The organism is Pseudomonas sp. GZJR-8 (assembly GCF_002916705.1).
GTDB classification, from domain to species: Bacteria; Pseudomonadota; Gammaproteobacteria; order Pseudomonadales; family Pseudomonadaceae; genus Aquipseudomonas; species Aquipseudomonas synxantha_A.
In genome coordinates this window covers 684,356-707,350 of record NZ_JXSI01000001.1, presented here as the reverse complement: position 1 = coordinate 707,350, position 22,995 = coordinate 684,356, and the positions used below count along the sequence as shown (strand labels likewise).

Sequence of the window (22,995 nt, the reverse complement as noted above, 5' to 3'; positions counted from 1 at the left end):
AGCACAATGAACACACAACTCAAACCCACCTTAGGCACCCTGCATCTCTGGGGCATCGCCGTGGGGCTGGTGATTTCCGGCGAGTACTTTGGCTGGAGCTACGGCTGGGGCGTGGCCGGCACCTTAGGCTTTCTGGTCACTTCGTTGATGGTCGCCGCGATGTACACCTGCTTCATCTTCAGTTTTACCGAGCTGACTACCGCCATTCCCCATGCCGGAGGCCCCTTTGCCTACAGCCGTCGCGCCTTTGGTGAAAAAGGCGGCTTGATTGCCGGGCTGGCTACCTTGATCGAATTCGTCTTCGCCCCGCCCGCAATTGCCCTGGCCATCGGCGCCTACCTGAACGTGCAATTCCCGGCACTTGATCCCAAGCACGCCGCCGTCGGCGCTTATATCGTGTTCATGGGCCTGAACATCCTCGGGGTCAAACTTGCCGCGACCTTTGAGCTGGTGGTGTGCGTACTCGCCGTCGCCGAACTGCTGGTGTTCATGGGCGTGGTCGCCCCGGCGTTCAGCTTCAGCAACTTCGCCCTCAACGGCTGGGCCGGTTCCGACACCTTCGGCGCGCTGGCGATTGCCGGGATGTTTGCCGCTATTCCCTTCGCCATCTGGTTCTTCCTCGCCATCGAAGGTGCCGCCATGGCCGCCGAAGAAGCCAAGGACCCCAAACGCACGATTCCAAAAGCCTACATCAGCGGCATCCTCACCCTGGTGTTCCTGGCCATGGGCGTAATGTTCTTCGCCGGTGGCGTAGGCGACTGGCGCACCTTGTCGAACATCAACGACCCACTGCCCCAGGCGATGAAAACCGTAGTCGGCGAAAGCTCCGGCTGGTTGCACATGCTGGTGTGGATTGGCCTGTTTGGGTTGGTGGCGAGCTTCCACGGCATCATCCTCGGCTACTCGCGCCAGTTCTTCGCCCTGGCCCGCGCCGGTTACCTGCCGCCCTTCCTGGCCAAACTGTCGCGTTTTCAGACACCCCATCGAGCAATTATTGCCGGCGGCCTGGTCGGCATCGCGGCCATCTACAGCGACGGCCTGATCAACCTGGGCGGCATGACCCTGACCGCCGCCATGATCACCATGGCGGTGTTCGGTGCCATCGTCATGTACATCATGAGCATGCTCAGCCTGTTCAAACTGCGTAAGACCGAGCCCCTGCTGGAACGCACCTTTCGCGCACCGGGCTACCCCATCGTGCCGGGTATTGCACTGGTACTGGCAGTGGTGTGCCTGGTGGCGATGGCCTGGTTCAACGCCCTGATCGGGCTGATCTTCCTGGGCTTTATGCTGGCAGGCTTCATCTATTTCCAACTGACCGCGCAAGACCGCGCCGACGCCCCGACAGATGCGATGTTGACGGGACTATAGCGCCCGCGAGGCAGAACGGGCCTACACTGAACTACTCAGAAAGCCCGTGACTCAAAGCAGTCATTACCGTGGGAAACTTTCCCACGGACATCTGCCTCAAGGAGAGCCTTATGCCGTGGTATGCGTGGTTGATTATGGTAGTCGCAATCGGGTCGATCGTCGGAGGGCTGATGATGCTGCGCGACAGCGCCAACAAAGTCGAACTCACCGACGAACAACGTAAACGCGTGGCCGAGCGCAATGCGCAGGCGGATGCCAAGGATGCGCAGGATCGCTGAACCTTGAGTTACTCCCAATCCGCCTTGGCGATATGCAAACCGTGCTGCCCCTTGTAGGCAGCACGTTCCGGCTGGCTCCAGCCATTGAGCAACTCATCCTCCAACCGGTAGATCTCCACCCCCAACGGACGACACACCGTCAGCGGATCCTGCGCATCCGGCCCCCACATCGGTAGCGATAAATCCCCGCCAGGGCACGTCGACAACGCACACAGCAAATCAATCTCGGCAAAAAACTCCAGGTAATCACCCTTCTGCGCCGGACAGGCTTTCATAAAGTACATGTCATCGTGATTGAGGCCCGTGCACTGGAAAATATTCAACACGTCATGCACGTCGAATTCCGTCAGCCCATGGGGCAATACCGCACGGGTCAGGTTCGAGTGGCAATGGTGATGAAAGTCCTCCCCAGTCAGCATCCGGTTCACATAGGGATCGCAGCGCGTACCGAGCAAATCGTGCAAGCGTCCGCCGTATTCATCGATGCCGTAACTGGCGAGGCTGTCGTCGGTGATGGTCACCAGTGGCCGTAGAAAAGGCAGGTTCGACCACAAGCGATCATGGGTGCTGACATGGGCACCCTGAAGCTGCCGAGTGCGCGCAGCCCACAAACGCTCGCGCGGGTCATTGGCGTTCCATACGTTGAAGTCCCCCACCTGCGGGCCCACCGGCGTGGTCACACGGAACACATGCCCGGCCGGCACTTTCCATGCCCTGCCCGTACGGATAGGTACCTCGAACTGTTCGATCAACGTGCGCTGGGTTTTCTGATCACGAATGCGCTCATAGAACGCCGTATCCACCTGCAATGCTGAGCCTTTGCTGACTTGGTACGCGGCCGGATAGTCTTTATACATGGGGCAATCCTCCATCAAGGGTGATCAAACAAGGCCAGGGAAAGATGTTCCGAATCATCCAGGTACAGGCTCATCGCCTCGCTGGCGGCCTGGGTTTGGTTGCGGGTTAACAGCGTGTATATCTCATGGTCGCGCTCCAGCCAGGGTAACTGGAAACTCTGCTCATCCGGCGCGGCGCAAAACACCAGGCGCAGCTGGGCGATCACCTGGGCAAAAAACTCGTCGAACAGTGGGCTGTCCATCAACGCGACGATCTGTTGGTGGAAAACAAGACTGTGGGTAGCCACCGCTCGCCAATCTTCGCGCTCCCGGGCCAGGGTGGTGGCGTCGATAGCGTTTTGCATGCGGCCTGATTGAGTGTCCGTCAGCGGGCCGCTTTGGGCTATGGCCTGCAATTGCAGGGTGCGGCGGACTACGAAGAGGTCACGTACTTCTGCCCGCTGCAGGCGCCGAACCATTACGCCCTTATTGCGGACATAGCGGGTAAGCCCTTCTTGGCCCAAGCGATGCAGCGCCTCACGGATAGTATTGCGCGAGGCGTTGTAGCCCTTGACTAAGTCGGCCTCGACGAGCGACACACCCGGCAGCAGCCGCCCGCCGATAATGTCGGCGCGTAATTCCAGGGCGATTTGGTCGGCTAAAGACAAGCTGGACGTCATGTACACCTCAAGATTGTTGAACAATCGTTGAGTTGAATGTAATCACGTTTCATGCCAACGCGGCCTGAGAGTAAATAGACGCAGCTTTGATAAAGGAAAGGCCGGTCAATGACCGGCCTTCTGGGGCTATCTTCGCATCTTCAATTAATAACCAATCTGTCGCGATTCTTCTCCAGCAGTGCTTTACCGATGCCTTTTACTTCCAGTAACTCATCCACCGCCGTGAACGGACCGTTGCTTTCGCGATACGCAACGATTGCCTTCGCCTTGGAAGCGCCGATACCGAACAGGTCGCGGCGCAGGGTTTCGGCATCGGCGGCGTTGAGGTTGACCTTGGTGGATTGCTCGATCTTGGTCATTTGGGTGGAGATTGGGCTTGAAGCTTCCGGCTTGATGGAGGGCGCAGCAGTAGTGGCGACGGAGAGGCTAGTGAGGAAGGCGAAGATGAGGGATGAAATGTAGAGATTTTGCATTGGTGACGCTCCATGACATCGGTAAGAGAAAAGCAGCTTTCCGAAGCTGCATTTCTACATTAGGCGATAGATGGAGGGTGTCAAAAATGGGGGTATTGCAAGGTATGAAAGAGTTCGGCTTTTTGTGTACAGGCCAGTAAACGCTTGCCGTCAAGCAACGGTGGATGCCGACGATCGCTCGATAAATCTTCGCACAGAATCGCAAATTGAAGTCGCGAGCGGTGCCTGGAATATCCAACCACTTTCCTAATGACCATCGATAATATCAAGGTCCGCAGCAAACTCGGCGGCCCCGGCATTACCGATGGACAGTAGGCGGAACAAAGAGGCCGATGCAGTAGCACCGCACACTTCATATCACAGCGTTTGTTTTTTCCGAGTAGGCAACCGTGGGGGCGTTGGTCTGCTCCACTCGTTTCTTGCGCATAAACCTTTTCTCTACATGAACAAAAGTAATGGTCGACAAGGCGACGATGATTGGAATGGTCACGAAATTTGCCACCCAAAAAGTTACTTTATCAAGAGCAGCAAGATCAAAAAATACAGACAGGAGCTTGAAGGATAAAAACAGTACCGGCAAGTGGAGCAGGTAAACACTGTAGCTGATATCACTGAGCCTGTTCAGGAACTGGTAATGCAAGAAGTACGGATTTGAAATTGTAATACATATGAAGAATATTGTTGCCAGAGCGAATCTCAACGCTCCGTAGCCGGGGACATCAACCAGCCCGCACACCCAAACAAATATACCCACTGCAATTAACATGGAAAAGAATTTAACCAGTTTATTCGTGATATTTTTTTTATGAACAACCGCTGCCATCATGCCTGACAGAAAGTAGGCCCAACACACCACGGCAGAGGTGCCCAGGTCAATGGCAGCAATCAGTATCGCCACCGTCAGGATAATGGACCTATAGCGCGACCTGTAAAAAATTGCCACCATTGGCAGCACTGCATAAAAACGCCATTCATGAACCAACGTCCATGTCACGGAACTCAGAGGCACAAGCGATACGCCGCCAATTTTCATTGGGTTATCTATGAAATTAAACGTTACCAGACCAGCGATAGTGGTAATAGACTCTTTATCCAGGAAATCAAACCCTGCAAAAGAAATCGCAATAATAAATACCAAGAACGATGCCAGATAGTAAAGCGGAGCCACTCTCCTGATTCTGGCTACGAAAAAATCACCCCAATCTATATGCTTGCTCTTCATGACTTTGTCAAAGAAAAGAAAACCCGTTATGCAGAAAAAAATCTGCACACCAAAAGATCCAAGGTTCGGGTAAATTTGTCCCCACGCAGAAAAAACTGTATTTTTCACACCCAAATTTATTAGTACAAACGGCGCATGATTAATAAAAACAAATATAGCCGCAAGACCACGCAGGCCATTGATGAATTTATATTCATGCTGAACTTCTGCACTTTCTATTTTCGACCTGAATATCGACGAAAAAGTAATGAACATCAATATTATCAATAGCGTAAGTGCAATTACTTCAAGTGAATATTCGGTTTTCATTTAGAAAAATTACTCATGCAATGCCTTCCTGCTTTGGGCTATGTTGAAAAAGCTCCATGGATGATCAAGCCGCGGGCTCTGCCCGGCCGCTTATCACGAGGCAGCGCTCAATGAAAATGCCATCGTGCAGCGCCCCAAGCGGATTGTATTCCGTAAGCGGTGTGCAGGGGAAGAAAATGTAGAGCGCGAACGCTCCGTAAAAAGGGCGAGGTTATGCCAAAAAACGCTCTAAATGCACCTCGTGACAGACAATGAAGCTGATAGCTGAGTATTTCAACGTGTCGGCAAAAAAAGCCTTCTGATCAATAGATGTTGATTGACGTGAGTGCGCTGTAATTAATTAAATTATTTAACAGACCGAATGTTTTTAAAGCATAGATAACAGCACCGGTGTACTGTTATCTTCCTCCAAGACCTTACATTATGGCTCCAGCCGCCTTTGTTGATAAGACCAGTCTACAATTTCACCATCGGGGGCATAGCCGCTAACAGTTTCGCGCAATAATTGACGCACTTTACTGTAGTCATGGCTTTCAATAGCACATAACAACTCGGACAACCTCGGTTTCAATACGCTCCACGATAAATAATCTTCGTTTGCACTCATGATCATTGGATGTTGTGTGGCATCGACATTATCACCGATGAGTAATTCCTCGTAGAGTTTTTCTCCGGGCCGAAGCCCTGTAAACTCGATGGCGATATCGCCCAGCGGTTTTTTATCTGAGCGAACACTCAGGCCAGACAGATGAATCATTTTCTCTGCCAATTCCGTGATTTTAACTGGCTCCCCCATATCCAATACAAAAACATCTCCTCCCTGGCCCATTGAGCCTGCCTGGATAACAAGTTGAGCCGCCTCAGGGATGGTCATGAAATATCGAGTGATTTTCGGGTGGGTCACTGTTATCGGCCCACCTGATTTGATCTGCTTGTGAAATAGAGGAATGACGGAACCAGAAGAACCCAGAACATTTCCAAACCGAACCATTGTGAAGCGTGTACGATTTTGAGGGGTAGCAGCACCGTTGAAGAGAGCTGGTTGTAGCTCACGGCTGAGCGCCTGCAACGTCATCTCAGCGAGCCGCTTGGTGCTTCCCATTACATTGGTAGGGCGAACCGCCTTATCAGTCGAAATAAGTACGAAATTAGCAACATTCGAAATAATGGCCGCTTGAGCGGTATTTAACGTACCAATAACATTATTCAGAAAACCTTCCGCAATATTATGCTCTACCATCGGCACATGCTTATAAGCGGCCGCATGATAGACGGTATTTACATGCCAGGTTTTCATCACATCAACCAATTTATCCTGGTGACGTATTGAGCCCAGGATCGGCAGCAATTTTACCGCCAATGAATCCCTGAGTATGCGTGCCTCCAGTTCAGACATAATGCTGTATAAATTGTACTCACTGTGCTCAAAGAGAATCAGGGTGGTAGGTTGCAGTTCAAGGATCTGGCGACACAGTTCAGATCCAATCGACCCACCAGCGCCGGTAACCAGCACCACATGGCCCTGTATGCAATGCTCCAACAGATCTTCTTGGGCGGGTACAGGATCGCGCCCCAACAGGTCGGCAATATCCACTTCTTGAATATCATCAACTTTGACACGACCGCTGGCCAAGTCCATGAAGCCCGGGACACTACGCACATGTAAAGGAAAACCTTCCAGAAATCCGAGGATTTCCCGACGACGCCCGCGCGTCGATGAAGGTATCGCCAATAAAATTTCTTGAGCCCCTGTGGCATCGATCATACGCTGGATATGTTTGGGCTTATAAACCTGCAGCCCCGAGATTACCCGATCCGAAATAGTGGAATCATCGTCAATGAACGCAACGGGTCTCATCAAGCGGCCCATGCGTAATGCCGCGACGAGCTGATTTCCAGCAGATCCGGCACCGTAGATAGCTACACGCGGCAAACCATCGTCACGGTTGGTGAAAGGCACATGTTGAGCAGCGGTAAACCAATCTCCCAGGAAGAATTGGCGCAGCGCTAATCTCAAGCCCCCAATCATGATCAGGCTGAGCCACCAATAGTTGAAGATGATCGAACGCGGAATTACATTCTGGTGATTACTATACCAATAAACGACCACACCAATAATTAGCGAAGACAGGCTGACGGCTTTGACGATAGCAATTAACGCATCATTTCCGAAATAGCGCAAAACCGCCCGATACATACCAAAATGTATAAACAGCGGGATAGTCACGATCGGCGCGGTCAAAAAAAGCCAGGTGTGCAGCATAAACGGATTGATCATTTCATCGAGACCTATCCGCACGACAAAAGCCAACCAAAGCGCAAACCAAACTAAGAAGACGTCAGTAATCACCTGCAAAATACGTTTATACCTGCGCGGGAGGCTTAATAAGCGCGATCTCAGTGAGTTCATATATTTCTAAACCTCTCGCAGTTCTAACAATCTAAAATCTAAATAGACGCACATCACGATTACGCTCTCGCCACTCCGAACCCTAACAACATTACTCTTTAACCCCGGCCTTGAATTTCAGAGCCAGAACAACGAGTGGAACATAGGCGATCGACATACCGACAGCACCATCAATTCTGTCAAATGCAACAAGCCATGCAATCGGTGCGAGCCAAACCAGGTTTATCAAGATTACGCACAGTGTGACAGGGACGTGGGCATTAAAGCGCCGTGAGGCGTATTGATAAGCGTGACTGCGATGTGCCTCATACACTTTTTCGCCGCGTAGTAGCCTGCGCATCAAGGTAAATGTCGCGTCAACGATAAATACTCCTAATAAGATCAGCCAGACCCATAGCAGCGTAGAGGAAAAAGAAGCCGCTTTAAGAGAAATAATGGCCAGCGTGATTCCCAGGAAGCCGCTGCCCGCGTCGCCCATGAAAATTCGTGCTTTTGGAAAATTCCAGTAGAAAAAGCCTGCCGTTGCCAACGCTAAATAAATAGGCGGCCATAACAACTCCTCATACCCCAACATCCAATAGATGAGAGCGGCAGAAGAGCACGCACAGATGGCTTCAGCACTTGCCAAGCCGTCAATACCATCCATGAAGTTGTAAAGATTCAACATCCACACTGCATACAAAACGGCTAACGCCCCGCCAATCCAGCCTAGGTTGACGTGTAATCCGAAAATCGTGACAGACGGTAGCCCGCCGATCCAATACACCGCCCATATCGCAGAGAGAAAATGTCCTAACAGGCGCCAGCGTGCAGGAATATGCCCGTGGTCATCCAGGAAACCTAACGCGGCTACCGTTATACCCGCCAGGAACGATGCAAGGAAAAAGGCGTTATCGATCAAATCAAAGGAACGCATCAACCCCAGGGATATCAGAAATCCCAGCACAATTGCCAGTCCACCACCACGAGGGGTCGGTACAGAGTGTGAACTTCTGCTGTTAGGAATATCCAATACATTGCGCTGGAGCGCATACCGACGCAATAATCCTGTGAAAAAAATGGAACTCGCTATTGAAATAATCGCTATCCAGAACGCCATCTGCCTATCCCTACCTGCAATAATTTCGAAGTGAATCAATTTAATAAACGGAACTTTCGGCCTGTTTCGACCAAAGCATTACTGGCTTCTTTTGCAGGAACCCAATTCAATAATGTTTGAGCTTTGGCAGCATCCACAACCAATGACCTACACAACTGCGTATATAACGATCGCTTCCCGAGTGCGCTGGCGACCAAACGTATTACAGTGTCAGGAAGGCTGAACAATTTTTCTTTTCGCTCCATGCCCGAGGCGAGAAGTTTGATAATTTCACCAATGGAAAAATCATCTCCGTCAGAAATTAAAAATAGTTCGTTTGCAGCCAAAGGGTGCTCAATACACAGCTCAACGAAATCCACCAGATTATCCAGCGCTATCATGCTGCGCTTGTTTTTCACGGCGGCGAAGGGTAACGGCAATCCAGACGCTATCAGCTTCAGGAGACGATTAAAATTACCTGGCGCTTCAGCGGCATACACTAAAGGAGGCCGGATAACTGTCAACTCCATCGCCTCTGCAGCAAGTAACTCTGCTAGCTTTTGCTCTGCTTTTAATTTCGAGCGGGCATATTCTGCATGCGGCCGGGGCTCATCGCTCTCAGTAAAACCACACTTATCCGTCTCCGCACCATTTACGCCAATAGAGCTAATGAATATAAACCGACGGACACCTGCTTTTATCGATTGCTTTGCTAAATTAACGGCACCTTCGACATTTATTCGTTCAAACTCCGTAACTGGATCTTCGCTCCCCGCATTCAACACATGCGCGCGCGCGGCCAGATGGATAACGGTATCAACGCCTTGCAGGGCACGATCCCAGTCAGTATTACCGTCTACCTCACCGGTCGAAAACATCTGGATATCAGATGGCACATCAGTAGAGGGCCTGCGGGAAGAGCCGACAACTGAGTATTTGGCTAAACTGATGAGGTGCCCGGATAACGCCCGCCCAATAAAGCCATTCGCACCAGTAATAAGGATTTTCATTTAGTCCTGTCTAACACTTTCTGGTAAATTTTCAGAATTTTATCCAACATAATATCGAAAGTAAAATTTGTGCGATATCTGTATTGACCTGAAATGCCTTGTTTTTTTCGAAGCTCAGCGGATTTAATCAATTGCGTCAATGCGTCGATCAGCCCTTGCTGATCCCCACGCTCTACCACGAAACCGTTATCACCATTCGCAACCAGCTCGGACACCCCTCCGACGTTAGAGGCGATGACTGCAAGCCCACTGCGCATAGCTTCCAATATAGTCAGCGGCAGTCCTTCCCAGTCAGAAATCAAGACGAAAATGTCAGATCGTGAAAGCCTGATCGGAACGTCATCACAAGCCCCGGAAAACACCACCTTCTCGCCAATTCCCAGCTGTGCTGCCAATTTCCGGGCGTTCGCAAGTGAAGGGCCGTCGCCCACCAATTCAAGCTCCCAGTTTTTGGCTTCCACTTTTGCAAGCGCTTCCAATAGGAATTTTTGGTTTTTGGGTACTTCGAACCTTGCAACCATGATCAAGCGTATTTGATCAGACTCGGTAAAGCCGACGCGATTGGAACAGACCTCGGGCATACCATTGTGGATGGTCAGAACAGTATCTTCATCGCCCACTTTGGCCTTCAAGGCAAGTTGCCTGTCAAACTCGGAAACCGTAAGGATCTGGTCTGAGAAACGAGCCATTACCCTCTCAATATTACGGTACACGAAACGACGCTTCTCAGACACGCCCTCCGTAAAAGCCCAACCATGTGCCGTAAAGATCGCTGGTAAACCAAGACTCTTAGCGGCCAGCCTGCCGAGGATGCCAGCCTTGGAGGAGTGCAAGTGGACGAGATCGGGTTTTAGCTTGGAAAGCATCGCTCTCAATTCAAAGAAGGCGCGAATATCCTTTCCAGGACTGATTTCACGAACGAGATATTTCAATGAATAGCACGACAGCCCCAGATCCCGCGCTCGAGAGTTAAAGACGCCCTCGCCACCCACGAGGATATCAACGCTATGACCTGCTTTAGATGAGCCCAAAGCCAAATCAAGGAGATGCACGCTGGCGCCACCTATAACATCCGAACGAGTTATGACATAAACAATTTTCACACTACGCACCTTTTCAAATAACTTGCCAAAGCCCAACTTACCGGGTCCAGAGATTGGCTATTTCTCATCGAGATGATCACACTAAAAACCGCTCGAGGATTGCTGATAACCAAGATCCTCAGGCCTTGGGCTGGGCATATAACTCCTCCCACCTACCAATCACAGACTCCATGGAAAAGTTATCAAGTACTCTTGATCTTGCCGAAGTGACGAGTGACTTTTTTTGCTCTGGAAGTAGATCAAGTGCCGAGTTGATAGCTTGACGTAGCGCCTCAGGATTGAATGGTTCAACAAGATAGCCGCTATCCCCCAGCACCTCCTTCACCCCTCCGCAGTCTGTGGCAACCACTAACGTTTCGCACGACATCGCTTCAGCGACAACTAGCCCAAAGCCTTCCCATGCAGAAGACAAAATATAGATATCCGCAGCACTGTAGAATGACGGAACGTCGTCGCGCCGCCCGAAAAAACTTATCTTTTCGCTCAGGTTGGCTTTGTTAGCATATAGCGCAAGATCAGCAGCCAAGGGGCCGTCGCCTACTATCCACAGACGTACATTGTCGTGGTCTTGTGAAACCAGCGTGAATGCATCTAATAGACAGGGATAGTTTTTGGCTTCAACCAGACGGCCGACTGCCAAGAGAACTTTAATAGAAGGATCCACAGACTCTCTGGCACGAACTTGATTTCGCACCGACTCATCAAATACAAAACGCTCCGTATCTATACCGTTGGGTACAAATACCATACGCCCGACAGGCGAAGCGCCTTTCGCAATAAGTATATCAACCGCTTCCTGACTTACATTCGTTGTGAGATCCGCCAAAAAATCAGTCAGACGGTAAGCCAGCATTTTCAGCTTACCTCCTTCATTTGAACTATGTGCCGTACAAATCAGCTTGGGAATTCTTACAACTGAACGAACCATTCTGGCTATTAAATTCGCATGTACCATGTGGCTGTGCAATACATCCGGCTCAAATCGCTTGATTAATTTGACCAGATTACTAATTGCACGCACCATCGCGAAGATGGTTTTATTGCCGTTTAGAGCCACCACCGTTACATCGGGCTCCTCTGGAAGCACATCCGCGTCGCCCGTCAAATAAGCAATCACGACGTTATGTCCTCGTGCGCTCATCCGGTCAGCCAGATTTACGACTTGCTTCTCGGCCCCACCCATACCCAACCCAGTGATAAAATATAATATATTCATCGAGGCCGCCCTAGAAGCATATACAAAATGCACTGCACGGACCTGATTAAATTCTTCAACTTATAATATACTGTTTTTTCACGCAAAAATTGCGACCAGTAATAAGTAAAGAACCCTTTGGGATTAGCTCTTAAATGGCGTGAAAAGTTACGACTGTATCCATCTTCCAGGTAATCGCAGAGGTAAATTATTTTTCGTGTAAAAAAGATGATATCGCCCGCATCCCCCAATTTATTCCAGATATATAATTCCGGAACAAATTTTTCGTTCTTGAATATGGGAAACGGAAAAGCTGACATCACGTCAGTTCTAAATATGTAAGCCAAGTCACCCTTGAATAACTTGCCTGCTTCCGTCGGCGTCGAGATAAAGCTCTGCTCGACCGTGCTTAAGTCATTACCAAGCAGCTCACCGCTGAAATACGCCTTTCGATAGCACAAGCCCACTGTCTTATCAGTCGCCGTGGCGATTGAGGTAGTTATCGTTTCAACGGCGTCAGGCACCAGTGCATCATCGCTGTCGACTATAAAGATCCAGTTTGTTTTCGCAGCTGCTACCCCGCTATTGATAGCTGCGTGCTTTCCAGCATTACTTTGTCGCACCGCTGTCAGCGTGAAGCCTAGGTCTTTCTTTTTTAACTCTTCAATGAAATTCTGAGTTTCATCTGAGCTGCCGTCGTCTATCAGCACCCACTCAAACTCTTTTGAGCTTTGTTCAAGCAAGCTCTTGAGTAGCCTAGGGAGAGTACTGTAACGATTATATGTCGCTGTTAAAATTGTTATCACTCAGTGCGCCCCTCAAGATAAGTGACCGGCTTATATCGGTAAGACAATACAAGAAACGTCACGCACAACATGACTTCCGCCAAAATAAACCCAAGCACGATACCATTGACGTAATAGTTAATCGACAACAGACTTGCCAGAAGTATCGACACTACCGAGAACAAAAGCATTGCAGAGCTCGCAACTTTGTCCATACCGCGAGGTATAAGCATGCACAAACCCAATGCTTGATTAGTCATTCTAAAGGGGATTATCCATACAAAAATCTGCAAGGTCGTCGTCGCCTGCTCGAAATCAGCCCCCAATAGTTTGTTTATCAGGAACCCACCAGCTACGGAAATGGAAAATGCACTTACGCACCCCAGTAAGAACATCAACCCGACAATGATCCAGGAGAGCCTTGATGCTGATTTTGCAGAGGAAAGATACTGTCTATTCAAATACGGAAAAAACCCAATGAGGACTGGATTTATAAAACCCACAAATCCTCTTATGATTTTTTCAGCTGGGACATATCCTGAAACGGCGATTTTTCCGCAGAGCAGTCCTACAAGAGCAGGCCCAGCGCTAAGCAGAATATTGTTTGAGCTCTTATAGATGAAAACGTGAAACCCTTTGCAAATCTGAAGCCATCCACCTGACAAGCTGAACCGAACGCGGCATCCATTTCGGTAGCACAAATAATTTCCTAGCAATGTATTTGCCAATGCAAATGTGGCTAAAATCGATAACGCCACCAATGCGTCACTTGGGTCGTGAACAAAAACAAATAAGCATACAAGGCTTGCGACCCGCAGACCTACTTCTAAAAAGACCACAAGCGCAATTTTCTCAAGCCCTTGAAAAAACCAAAACGGGCTAAACCCAAAAGCTATAAAGTACAGAAAACCCAAGCCTATTACTTCAAGCTCGAAGGTCTGTGAATTGATAAACATATAAAAACACAGTACCGCGATGCTTATAACCGATGAAATTATCAGCTTCGCGGACAGCACCTCACCAAAGACCCTAGACAGTACCGTCACATCAGTCTTCGCCAAAGAGACTTGTCTGGCAGCACTCAACGAAAAGCCGTATTCAACAACGAGTGAAGACAGTAAAGCAATTGATTGGACCAGTACGACCTTGCCGTATTCCTGTACACCCAATGAGCGCGCCAGTACCGGAATCTCCAGAATAGGCACCAAATAACCAAAGAGCTGTACAACAAAAAGCAGGCTCATATTTTTAAATACGGTAAACACGTTATCGCCCTATCTGCTTGTCATACATAACATTCACCACTCCGGCATTGTCATACTTGTAAATACGAGACAGCCAGGACACCATCAGAATCCAATAGCCCCACTCTGACATCTCAGTACTTAGCGGGTGAAAGAGCATAATAAAAATATAACAAAGAACGCCCAACACTGCGGCAAACTTAAAGAATATATTGTTATTTAAATCAGAACCGTCCACCAGCGACAACAAGAAAAACACAAACGGCATTAGCATTAAAAATAAAAGTGCCAACTCACCCAGTACACCCACATCACCCAGCATGCCCAAATACACATTATGGATAACAATATTTTCCCCATCCACCACGCTAAATGAACTGCCGAATCCGCACCCGAATGGAAAGCACTTTTGGACGTTTGATATTCCATCCTGTATCATCGCCGATCTAACTGGATCACCCTCAAACAAACGATTCAAGACCAACAATGAATCATGATTCGTCAGGTCAATACTTGAAGAGAGCAGCACACAAACCCCCGCGATCAAGCAAAGTATTGCGACCAGCAGCGTTCTGACAGGGAAAATCAAAAAGCGCAAAAGAAAAAAGGAACATACAACGATCGCAAACCATAGAAAACCGGTGCGACTGGAGTCCGCCAACAATATATACACCGACGCCATTAAAATAAGGCCAGCAAAAAGTGCATTTTTAATACGCGTCGTGAGTAACATTGCAATAATGTAGGGCGCAAAGAAAGCACACACTTTCCACATCACCCCTGGGTAGGCAAATTCACTGCCTTGCCGACCGTCACCCAATTGAATATAGAGGTCGGTAAAAAAGAATTTCGACAGCATAAATACAACAAGACTCACCACAATCGAAATCGAAGCAATCTTATAAAAGTCGTTCAACTCCAGCAAACCCGAACAGCTATATATCACGAGAAACAATATATAAATAGCTATGAATTTGACACCTTGATAAGCGGTATAGATATCCGAATTAATTACTCCGGAGATCATAAAAGCTAGTGTCATCAACGTAAAACCGAGGGTAATAGAGCTTACTTCTGGCGACAACTTCACTCTGCCGCCGCTACCATAAATCCCAAATACTAGTACTCCACCCCACAGCAACCAGTAGTTAAGCGAACCAATAATATTCCTAGTGTCACCCAAGGTCACGAGTACGCTGGCTGCCAGCACGGCCAGGAAGGCGTAACGCTTATTAGTTTTCATATCGACCTCAGAATACGCTCAGTTGAAGCATGCGCCGGTTGCCAATCGAGCCATTCTCAGGTACCGATTAGATGAAGGGGACCACTAGAGCAAGCCATAGGCCCGACAGCGAGTAAAAACAATTTTACACTGCAATCGAGGCTTCTATCTAGGATCTTCTGCTGGGTCAAGGCTAAGAAAACCAACACTACAACAGATGGCAATTTGCCTCTAGGATAAAGGGTCGCGATTTTTACGCTTGCCCCCGCGATCGAAACCCATCCTATATTGTATAATTGAAGAACTTGCTAAAGATCCGGCTCGCGCAATGCGTGCTTTATTATCCGGAAGAAAGCGATTGCAAACCCAACAACAAGACCAAGCAGTAATCCACCGATTATCAGCAAGGGACGATTCGGGCTTATCGGGGAAGTTGGCTCTAGTGCTTCTTTATCAATGGCCACCAGCTTAAGATTACTCATATCCTTATTCACACTCAGCAATCGTGCTTTCTCTGCGCGTAATGGCTGCACATCTGTCAGAAACAATTCATCCTTCACGCGACTCTTCAACACCTCAATCTCTCTATTGGACTCCAACAACTTTAATTCTTTGGCAATTTGAGAGATCCGTCGCTCAGTGAAGTCATTAGACTTTCGCTGTAGCAAGACTGCGCGCTCAGCTTCAAGCGCATTGACACCCATGAAATACAATGGAATCTGCTGATTGTTAATTTCCGTTCTCATGCTGACAGAACCGGAATGTGCATCATCACCCACGGAGGTAGGTGAAGCAGGCATCATAATATTCAGTTTCTTGGCAATTGTTATGGCCTCATTAAGCTCGGCAATTCGATTCGAATTTAAGCTATGAAGCTGCGTCCGCAGCCCTTGAAGCTCGTCTTGTAGCTGAGCTCGGCGAATTCTATCTGACTCGGAAAGGGATGCAATTCGTGCTTCTTTCCACGTGTCATAGTTTGAGCGGGCTGCGGCCAACCTGCCGTCGATCTCCTTTAAACGGTTATTGATAATAACCGTCAAGTCGGCCGATATATGATCACGCTCATTCGCTATTGCATACTCTACAAAACCATTGAGTATTGAAACACCATCAATTCCCTTTGGGTAGGTCAACTCAAGTTTCAAATAAGAACTAAGCGAATCAGCTTTATCTTTATCGGACAACATCAAACTTATAGATTTTTTATTGAACTCTTCGAACGTCTGCTGAAGATTACGTCCAGGGCGCACAAACCCCTCAAAGAGCTTTTGATTGGATCTAAAAAAACCCATGCGAATCTCGTATGACTCTAAGGCCATACCTACCCTTACCAATGCTTCACCAGGAGGTAAAACGTAAACTTCCGAGCGGTTAAGCGCATCCAATTCATTAATCGCAGCAGGCCTAAGCACACTGCTCACCTTGTATTCTGGCGTGACCGAAAATGCATAAATCGCAAAAACTGAAGAAATCAGTGCGCCCACTGAAAAAATAATGATTTTTTGACGCCAGAGGCTTGTTACAAGCGCTAACGAGTCAAATTTTTTATGCTGGGGGATGAGAACGGAGCGTAAGCTACTACTCACAACAAAAACCTGCCTTCAAAGAGAAACTGCGGGCTCGTTATGCAAAACAGATTGTGTATTTTCTTATTTTAATTGGATTATCGTCAAAACCCTGCGTCTCTGCCGAATTTCGAGCGCACAAAATGCCTGTTATCGAGAACAGATTCCATTTTGCCATCTCTCAGACATTTTACAAGTCTTGACATGTATGTAGGGCGATTCTGAGTTTTCCAAGGAACTATCGCAATCTACGGGCTGCGCCAATAGGCACCCGCAGCGATTCATAATCCTTGAAGGGCATGAGATTTCTGACAAGCGGTCACGATCACCGCTTATCCAATCCCTGCCTAAGACAATCAAGCAATCGACTTATTCTGACGCCTACGCAGAAACACTCCCAACACTGGACCAATCAACATCCCAACAATCAAAGCCACCACCACAAACACCGCCACCGGCATCTGCGCAGTACTCCACCCCAGGAACGACAGCGCCACACCCTGCTGGTTCTCCAGCACAAATGCCAAGACCACCAACGCCGCAAGCACTGCAATCAATACCGCAACAACGCGCTTAACCCCACGCATACCCTTCTCCTTCCCCAAAAACACTCAGACGCCTTCTTCCTCTTCTTCGTTCACCCGATCACGCAATTCCTTGCCCGGTTTGAAGTGGGGTACGAATTTGCCATCGAGGCTGACGGATTGGCCGGTTTTTGGGTTGCGGCCTACGCGCGGTGCGCGGTAGTGCAGTGAGAAACTGCCGAAGCCACGGATTTCGATGCGGTCTCCGGTGGCGAGGCATTGGGACATTTGCTCAAGCATGGTCTTGATAGCCAGCTCCACATCCTTGGATGAGAGCAGCCCTTGATGGGTGACAATTCGTTCGATCAACTCCGACTTCGTCATATTTTTCCCTTCTTTTTCAAGCAGCTAGGAAAAGCGCTTCGAAGGTTTTAGCATGACTTGATGAATTTGAACAGCCCATGTGTAAACTTATCTGCCGACCGCATAAACGCCTTCAGCCACCCTACTGTTACTCATTTACAGATAACCAACATCGTCCGCGTCACTGCGCCGGCCGGGTTCCAGCCGAACAGGTAGTCACCCTCTTTATCCTCTGCATCACTGGAGCGAGTGATGACTTTGTAGCCCTGCATCTTGCACTCACGGGCAGCACGCTTCTCGCACTTCTCCCATTTATTACCCAAGCCGGAACAGTCGATCTCGATGCCACTGACACCTCGCTTGGCGTGCGTCTTGGCGCTGGTGGAGGAGCAGCCGGCAAGCACTGCCAATGCAAGTATTACGATAATCCTGTTCATTCAAACCCTTATTGAGTCAGCAACGCGAAATAGCCGTTTCAAAGACTATAGTCAGTTCTGACATTGGGCTGAACGCCTTCGTTCGATGCAGTTGCTTCATCAAATTTCAGGCGCAAAAAAGGGCGACCGAAGTCGCCCTTTTTCAACAGCTTTACAGAACTTAGTTCTGCTTGGCCATTGCCTGGCGCAGCAGTGCCGCCATGGTGGTGTCAGCAGCAGCTTCCGGAGCAGCTTCTTTCAAGCTCTGGATAGCTTCTTTCTCTTCCACTTCGTCTTTCGACTTGATGGAGAGTTGGATCACGCGGCTCTTGCGATCAACGCTGATGATCTTGGCTTCTACTTCCTGGCCTTCTTTCAGAACGTTGCGCGCGTCTTCAACGCGGTCACGGCTGATTTCGGAGGCTTTCAGAGTCGCTTCGATATCGTCGGCCAGAGTGATGATGGCGCCTTTAGCGTCAACTTCTTTCACAGTGCCTTTAACGATGGCGCCTTTGTCGTTCTCTTGAACGTACTCGGAGAACGGATCGCTTTCCAGTTGTTTGATACCCAGGGAGATGCGCTCGCGCTCTGGGTCAACCGACAGGATAACGGTGTCCAGCTCGTCGCCCTTCTTGAAACGACGAACAGCTTCTTCGCCAACTTCGTTCCAGGAGATGTCGGACAGGTGAACCAGGCCGTCGATGCCGCCGTCCAGACCAATGAAGATACCGAAATCGGTGATCGACTTGATGGTGCCGGAGATTTTATCGCCCTTGTTGAACTGGCCAGAGAAATCTTCCCATGGGTTAGATTTGCACTGCTTGATGCCCAGGGAGATACGACGACGCTCTTCGTCGATGTCCAGAACCATGACTTCCACTTCGTCGCCGACTTGTACGACTTTCGAAGGGTGGATGTTCTTGTTGGTCCAGTCCATCTCGGAAACGTGTACCAGGCCTTCCACGCCTTCTTCCAGCTCTGCGAAGCAGCCGTAGTCGGTCAGGTTGGTAACACGCGCGGTTACGCGAGTGCTTTCTGGGTAACGAGCCTTGATAGCAACCCATGGATCTTCGCCCAGCTGCTTCAAGCCCAGGGAAACGCGGTTACGCTCACGATCGTATTTCAGAACCTTGACATCGATCTCGTCGCCAACGTTGACGATTTCGGAAGGATGCTTGATACGCTTCCAAGCCATGTCGGTAATGTGCAGCAGGCCATCGACGCCACCCAGATCGACGAATGCGCCGTAATCGGTGAGGTTCTTGACGATACCTTTGACTTGTTGGCCTTCCTGCAGGGATTCCAGCAGAGCTTCACGCTCGGCGGAGTTCTCTGCTTCCAGCACGCTGCGACGGGAAACGACAACGTTGTTGCGCTTCTGGTCGAGCTTGATGACTTTGAATTCGAGTTCTTTGCCTTCCAGGTGCGTGGTGTCGCGCACAGGACGAACGTCGACCAAAGAACCTGGCAGGAACGCACGGATGCCGTTAACGTCGACAGTGAAGCCGCCTTTAACCTTACCGTTGATAACGCCCTTGACCACTTCTTCAGCTGCGAAGGCTGCTTCGAGAACAATCCAGCATTCAGCGCGCTTGGCTTTTTCACGGGACAGCTTGGTTTCACCGAAACCGTCTTCAACCGAGTCCAGAGCAACGTGAACTTCGTCACCGACATTGATAGTCAGGTCACCAGCATCGTTGTAGAACTGTTCCAGCGGGATCAGAGCTTCAGACTTCAGACCAGCGTGAACGGTTACCCAGCGAGCTTGGTAATCGATATCAACGATAACACCGGTGATGATGGAGCCTGCCTGAAGGTTCAGGGTTTTTAGGCTTTCTTCAAAGAGTTCCGCAAAGCTTTCGCTCATTTTAATTCCTGTTGATAAGGGCGAAGAATACGCCCATCTCCACACCCCAGACGGTGTGGGTCAGTTTCAGTTAAAAGAAGCCACCGCAGGACTATGACTGGTCCCCTGCGGCCTTCTTGATCACCCGGCGATATCGCGAATGGCGATTTCACTCATGATGCGTTCCAGCACCTGCTCGATGGACAACTCCGTGGAATCCAGCTGTATGGCGTCAGCCGCCGGCTTGAGCGGGGCTACCGCACGCTGGGTATCACGCTCATCGCGTGCACGGATCTCATCTAGCAGACTCGACAGACTAACACCTTCGACTTTGCCCTTCAACTGCAAGTAGCGGCGGCGCGCTCGCTCCTCGGCGCTGGCCGTGAGGAATATCTTCAACGGCGCCTCGGGAAACACCACCGTGCCCATGTCGCGGCCGTCAGCCACCAGGCCCGGCGGCTCCTGGAACGCACGCTGGCGCTGCAGCAAAGCCTCACGAACCGCCGGCAAAGCAGCCACTTGGGAGGCGCCGGCACCGATGCTCTCGGTACGAATCACATCACTGACTTCGTCGCCTTCCAGAATGATGCGCTGCAGTTGACCGTCGGTCGCCGCGATGAACTGCACGTCCAGATGGGCGGCAATTTTCGTCAGTAACTCTTCGTTGGTCAGGTCGACGCCATGGTTGCGCGCAGCGAATGCCAGCAGGCGGTACAGCGCGCCGGAATCGAGCAGGCACCAGCCCAGGCGCTTGGCCAGGATGCCGGCGATGGTGCCTTTGCCCGAGCCGCTTGGCCCGTCGATGGTAATCACCGGTGCTTTGATATTCACAATTGAGCCTCTTGGGCAACACGAATGCCGACGTGGGCACACAGTGTAAGAAAGTTCGGAAAAGACGTAGCAACATTGGCGCAGTCACGAATACGAATCGGCGCCGCTGCCTGCAGGGAGGCCACGCTGAACGCCATGGCAATGCGGTGATCGCCATGGGCATGCACTTCGCCACCGCCTATCGGGCCACCGTCAATGATAATCCCATCAGGCGTGGGTTGGCACTTCACACCCAGGGCCAGCAGACCGTCGGCCATAACCTGGATACGGTCCGATTCCTTGAGCCGCAGCTCCTCGGCACCGCGTAATACGGTGCGCCCCTCGGCGCAGGCAGCGGCGACAAACAATACGGGAAACTCATCGATCGCCAACGGCACCAACGCCGCTGGAATCTCGATACCCTTCAAGACAGCTGCCCGGACACGCAAGTCCGCAACAGGCTCGCCACCTACCTCACGCGGATTTTCAAGGCTGATATCAGCCCCCATCAGCCGCAGGATATCGATCACGCCGGTGCGGGTAGGATTGACGCCGACATGCTCAAGCAGCAACTCCGAACCCTGGGCAATCGAGGCCGCCACCAGAAAAAACGCCGCAGACGAAATATCCCCAGGCACTTCAATGTGGGCAGCCGTCAACCGATGACCTGACTCCACCGACGCCGTCGCGCCCTCCACCGCCACCGGATAACCAAAGCCACGCAACATGCGCTCGGTATGATCGCGGGTCGGCGCAGGCTCGGTGACTGCGGTTTTACCTTGTGCATACAGACCAGCCAGCAACAGGCAGGATTTAACCTGCGCACTGGCCATCGGCAACGCGTAAGTCAGGCCCTTGAGCGTCTGCCCACCACGAATGGTCAGCGGCGGACGCCCTTCAGGACCGGTCTCGATCACCGCGCCCATTTCCCGCAGCGGCTTGGCCACGCGACTCATCGGGCGCCTGGACAGCGATGCATCACCGGTCAGGACGCTATCGAAGCTTTGCGCCGCAAGCAGACCCGCCAACAGGCGCATTGATGTACCGGAGTTACCGAGGTAGATCGGTCCTGGCGCTGCCTTCAAGCCGTGCAGGCCAACCCCATGAATAGTCACTCGCCCATGGTGCGGGCCCTCGATCACCACGCCCATGTCGCGAAACGCCTGCAAGGTCGCCAGGGCATCTTCGCCTTCAAGGAAACCGTCGACCTCCGTTACGCCGTCAGCCAATGAACCCAGCATGATCGATCGATGGGAGATCGACTTGTCACCTGGCACCCGAATGCATCCGCTCAAGCGGCCACCCGGATTGGCGATAAAAGTCAGCTCATCGGCGTTCACTGCAGTTTCCATATAGGCCCGGCGCGCCAGGATCTTGCTGAAATGCTCTCGCGCCATCCGCGCCCGGGTGAACACACCCAGTAACTGATGGCCATCACCCGCATCCACCGCATCGCGCAAGGCGTCGAGGTCACTGCGGAACGTGTCCAGGGTGCGCAACACCGCTTCGCGATTGGCGAGAAAGATGTCATGCCACATCACCGGGTCACTGCCGGCAATCCGCGTGAAATCGCGAAAACCACCGGCGGCGTAACGGAAAATCTCGAGGTTTTCGTTGCGCTTGGCCAACGAATCCACCAAGCCGAATGCCAGCAGATGGGGAAGATGGCTGGTCGCGGCCAACACTTCATCGTGGCGCTCGACCTGCATATGCTCCACATCCGCGCCCAGCTCGCGCCAGAGCCGATCCACCACGGCCAACGCCGCCGGATCAGTCTGCGCCAGCGGCGTCAGGATCACCTTATGCCGACGGAACAACTGCGCATTGGACGCTTCCACCCCGCTCTGCTCGGAACCGGCAATCGGATGGCCCGGCACAAAGCGCGGCGGCATAGCGCCAAACGCCAATTGTGCCGCGCGCACCACATTGCCTTTGGCGCTGCCGACGTCCGTGAGGATCGCCTGCCCCAGGTCCATGCCAGCCAATACGGCGAGCAATTTCTCCATGGCCAGGATCGGCACCGCAAGCTGGATCACGTCCGCGCCCTGGCAAGCGATTGCCAGGTCCGCTTCACAGCGATCCACGACACCCAACTCCACCGCCAGCTTGCGCGATTGCGGGTCAAGGTCCACGCCGACTACTTCGCCACACAGCCCGCTGTCCCGCAGGCCCTTGGCGAACGAACCACCGATCAACCCCAGGCCGACCACCACCAGGCGACCGATCATAGGCACAGCAGGTTGCAATGCAGTGAC

Annotated in this window: 21 protein-coding genes; 2 read left to right on the top strand and 19 right to left on the bottom strand. The window is 51.0% G+C overall.

The window, feature by feature from the left end; genetic code table 11:
* Positions 1-6: 6 nt before the first annotated feature.
* Both eat and TK42_RS03245 read left to right on the top strand, forming a co-directional pair.
* Positions 7-1,371: an ethanolamine permease gene (eat, locus tag TK42_RS03250; protein ID WP_103733584.1), complete on the top strand. Its 1,365-nt coding sequence runs from the start codon at positions 7-9 to the stop codon at positions 1,369-1,371.
* A gap of 110 nt (positions 1,372-1,481) precedes the next feature.
* A complete protein-coding gene (locus tag TK42_RS03245; protein WP_003172675.1) occupies positions 1,482-1,649 on the top strand; it encodes a DUF2897 family protein in 168 nt (55 codons plus the stop codon).
* An 8-nt stretch (positions 1,650-1,657) separates the two neighbouring features.
* Here TK42_RS03245 and TK42_RS03240 read toward each other — a convergent pair whose 3' ends face one another.
* The 19 genes from TK42_RS03240 to TK42_RS03150 all read right to left on the bottom strand — a co-directional run bounded on the left by TK42_RS03240 (position 1,658) and on the right by TK42_RS03150 (position 22,968).
* Positions 1,658-2,506 carry a DUF1989 domain-containing protein gene (locus TK42_RS03240; protein WP_032877162.1) on the bottom strand — a complete coding sequence of 283 codons (849 nt, stop codon included), beginning with the start codon at positions 2,504-2,506 and terminating at the stop codon, positions 1,658-1,660.
* A gap of 14 nt (positions 2,507-2,520) precedes the next feature.
* Positions 2,521-3,165 (bottom strand): GntR family transcriptional regulator, encoded by a 645-nt coding sequence (locus TK42_RS03235; protein WP_103733583.1) that lies wholly within the window; start codon positions 3,163-3,165, stop codon positions 2,521-2,523.
* Positions 3,166-3,305: 140 nt separating this feature from the next.
* On the bottom strand, positions 3,306-3,638 hold the full coding sequence (locus TK42_RS03230; protein WP_103733582.1) for a ComEA family DNA-binding protein: 333 nt from the start codon (positions 3,636-3,638) through the stop codon (positions 3,306-3,308).
* A 352-nt stretch (positions 3,639-3,990) separates the two neighbouring features.
* On the bottom strand, positions 3,991-5,169 hold the full coding sequence (locus TK42_RS03225; RefSeq protein ID WP_103733581.1) for an acyltransferase: 1,179 nt from the start codon (positions 5,167-5,169) through the stop codon (positions 3,991-3,993).
* A gap of 421 nt (positions 5,170-5,590) precedes the next feature.
* On the bottom strand, positions 5,591-7,579 hold the full coding sequence (locus TK42_RS03220) for a nucleoside-diphosphate sugar epimerase/dehydratase (protein WP_103733580.1): 1,989 nt from the start codon (positions 7,577-7,579) through the stop codon (positions 5,591-5,593).
* 91 nt (positions 7,580-7,670) lie between these two features.
* Entirely contained in the window at positions 7,671-8,678 is a 1,008-nt protein-coding gene (locus TK42_RS03215; RefSeq protein ID WP_103733579.1) for a glycosyltransferase family 4 protein, read from the bottom strand.
* 35 nt (positions 8,679-8,713) lie between these two features.
* Entirely contained in the window at positions 8,714-9,667 is a 954-nt protein-coding gene (locus TK42_RS03210) for an NAD-dependent epimerase/dehydratase family protein (RefSeq protein ID WP_103733578.1), read from the bottom strand.
* Positions 9,664-10,770 carry a glycosyltransferase family 4 protein gene (locus tag TK42_RS03205; protein ID WP_256584513.1) on the bottom strand — a complete coding sequence of 369 codons (1,107 nt, stop codon included), beginning with the start codon at positions 10,768-10,770 and terminating at the stop codon, positions 9,664-9,666. The genes TK42_RS03210 and TK42_RS03205 overlap by 4 nt, the downstream gene beginning before the upstream one ends.
* A 118-nt stretch (positions 10,771-10,888) precedes the next feature.
* Positions 10,889-11,986: a glycosyltransferase gene (locus TK42_RS03200; RefSeq protein WP_103733576.1), complete on the bottom strand. Its 1,098-nt coding sequence runs from the start codon at positions 11,984-11,986 to the stop codon at positions 10,889-10,891.
* Entirely contained in the window at positions 11,983-12,771 is a 789-nt protein-coding gene (locus TK42_RS03195) for a glycosyltransferase family 2 protein (protein WP_103733575.1), read from the bottom strand. The genes TK42_RS03200 and TK42_RS03195 overlap by 4 nt, the downstream gene beginning before the upstream one ends.
* Entirely contained in the window at positions 12,768-14,015 is a 1,248-nt protein-coding gene (locus tag TK42_RS03190) for an oligosaccharide flippase family protein (protein WP_103733574.1), read from the bottom strand. Before TK42_RS03190 ends, TK42_RS03195 begins: the two co-directional genes overlap by 4 nt.
* Position 14,016: 1 nt before the next feature.
* Positions 14,017-15,237, bottom strand: a complete 1,221-nt coding sequence (locus TK42_RS03185; protein ID WP_078820666.1) for a hypothetical protein — start codon at positions 15,235-15,237, stop codon at positions 14,017-14,019.
* A gap of 287 nt (positions 15,238-15,524) precedes the next feature.
* On the bottom strand, positions 15,525-16,802 hold the full coding sequence (locus tag TK42_RS03180; protein WP_103733573.1) for a chain-length determining protein: 1,278 nt from the start codon (positions 16,800-16,802) through the stop codon (positions 15,525-15,527).
* Positions 16,803-17,137: 335 nt separating this feature from the next.
* A complete protein-coding gene (locus tag TK42_RS03175) occupies positions 17,138-17,368 on the bottom strand; it encodes a LapA family protein (protein ID WP_078820664.1) in 231 nt (76 codons plus the stop codon).
* Positions 17,369-17,392: 24 nt separating this feature from the next.
* A complete protein-coding gene (ihfB, locus tag TK42_RS03170; RefSeq protein ID WP_003189779.1) occupies positions 17,393-17,689 on the bottom strand; it encodes an integration host factor subunit beta in 297 nt (98 codons plus the stop codon).
* A gap of 131 nt (positions 17,690-17,820) precedes the next feature.
* Complete coding sequence (locus TK42_RS03165) at positions 17,821-18,105, bottom strand: hypothetical protein (RefSeq protein ID WP_103733572.1); 285 nt, start codon at positions 18,103-18,105, stop codon at positions 17,821-17,823.
* 160 nt (positions 18,106-18,265) lie between these two features.
* Positions 18,266-19,951 (bottom strand): 30S ribosomal protein S1, encoded by a 1,686-nt coding sequence (gene rpsA / locus TK42_RS03160; RefSeq protein ID WP_005786304.1) that lies wholly within the window; start codon positions 19,949-19,951, stop codon positions 18,266-18,268.
* A 120-nt stretch (positions 19,952-20,071) separates the two neighbouring features.
* Entirely contained in the window at positions 20,072-20,761 is a 690-nt protein-coding gene (gene cmk / locus TK42_RS03155) for a (d)CMP kinase (RefSeq protein WP_103733571.1), read from the bottom strand.
* Positions 20,758-22,968: a bifunctional prephenate dehydrogenase/3-phosphoshikimate 1-carboxyvinyltransferase gene (locus tag TK42_RS03150; protein WP_248134484.1), complete on the bottom strand. Its 2,211-nt coding sequence runs from the start codon at positions 22,966-22,968 to the stop codon at positions 20,758-20,760. Before TK42_RS03150 ends, cmk begins: the two co-directional genes overlap by 4 nt.
* Between the last annotated feature and the right edge of the window lie 27 nt (positions 22,969-22,995).

What these genes read in the sequence shown, in the direction of transcription:
- eat (WP_103733584.1), top strand. Translation starts at nt 7, where the DNA reads ATGAACACACAACTCAAACCCACCTTAGGCACCCTGCATCTCTGGGGC.
- TK42_RS03245 (WP_003172675.1), top strand. Translation starts at nt 1,482, where the DNA reads ATGCCGTGGTATGCGTGGTTGATTATGGTAGTCGCAATCGGGTCGATC.
- TK42_RS03240 (WP_032877162.1), bottom strand. Translation starts at nt 2,506, where the DNA reads ATGTATAAAGACTATCCGGCCGCGTACCAAGTCAGCAAAGGCTCAGCA.
- TK42_RS03235 (WP_103733583.1), bottom strand. Translation starts at nt 3,165, where the DNA reads ATGACGTCCAGCTTGTCTTTAGCCGACCAAATCGCCCTGGAATTACGC.
- TK42_RS03230 (WP_103733582.1), bottom strand. Translation starts at nt 3,638, where the DNA reads ATGCAAAATCTCTACATTTCATCCCTCATCTTCGCCTTCCTCACTAGC.
- TK42_RS03225 (WP_103733581.1), bottom strand. Translation starts at nt 5,169, where the DNA reads ATGAAAACCGAATATTCACTTGAAGTAATTGCACTTACGCTATTGATA.
- TK42_RS03220 (WP_103733580.1), bottom strand. Translation starts at nt 7,579, where the DNA reads ATGAACTCACTGAGATCGCGCTTATTAAGCCTCCCGCGCAGGTATAAA.
- TK42_RS03215 (WP_103733579.1), bottom strand. Translation starts at nt 8,678, where the DNA reads ATGGCGTTCTGGATAGCGATTATTTCAATAGCGAGTTCCATTTTTTTC.
- TK42_RS03210 (WP_103733578.1), bottom strand. Translation starts at nt 9,667, where the DNA reads ATGAAAATCCTTATTACTGGTGCGAATGGCTTTATTGGGCGGGCGTTA.
- TK42_RS03200 (WP_103733576.1), bottom strand. Translation starts at nt 11,986, where the DNA reads ATGAATATATTATATTTTATCACTGGGTTGGGTATGGGTGGGGCCGAG.
- TK42_RS03185 (WP_078820666.1), bottom strand. Translation starts at nt 15,237, where the DNA reads ATGAAAACTAATAAGCGTTACGCCTTCCTGGCCGTGCTGGCAGCCAGC.
- TK42_RS03175 (WP_078820664.1), bottom strand. Translation starts at nt 17,368, where the DNA reads ATGCGTGGGGTTAAGCGCGTTGTTGCGGTATTGATTGCAGTGCTTGCG.
- ihfB (WP_003189779.1), bottom strand. Translation starts at nt 17,689, where the DNA reads ATGACGAAGTCGGAGTTGATCGAACGAATTGTCACCCATCAAGGGCTG.
- TK42_RS03165 (WP_103733572.1), bottom strand. Translation starts at nt 18,105, where the DNA reads ATGAACAGGATTATCGTAATACTTGCATTGGCAGTGCTTGCCGGCTGC.
- rpsA (WP_005786304.1), bottom strand. Translation starts at nt 19,951, where the DNA reads ATGAGCGAAAGCTTTGCGGAACTCTTTGAAGAAAGCCTAAAAACCCTG.
- TK42_RS03150 (WP_248134484.1), bottom strand. Translation starts at nt 22,968, where the DNA reads ATGATCGGTCGCCTGGTGGTGGTCGGCCTGGGGTTGATCGGTGGTTCG.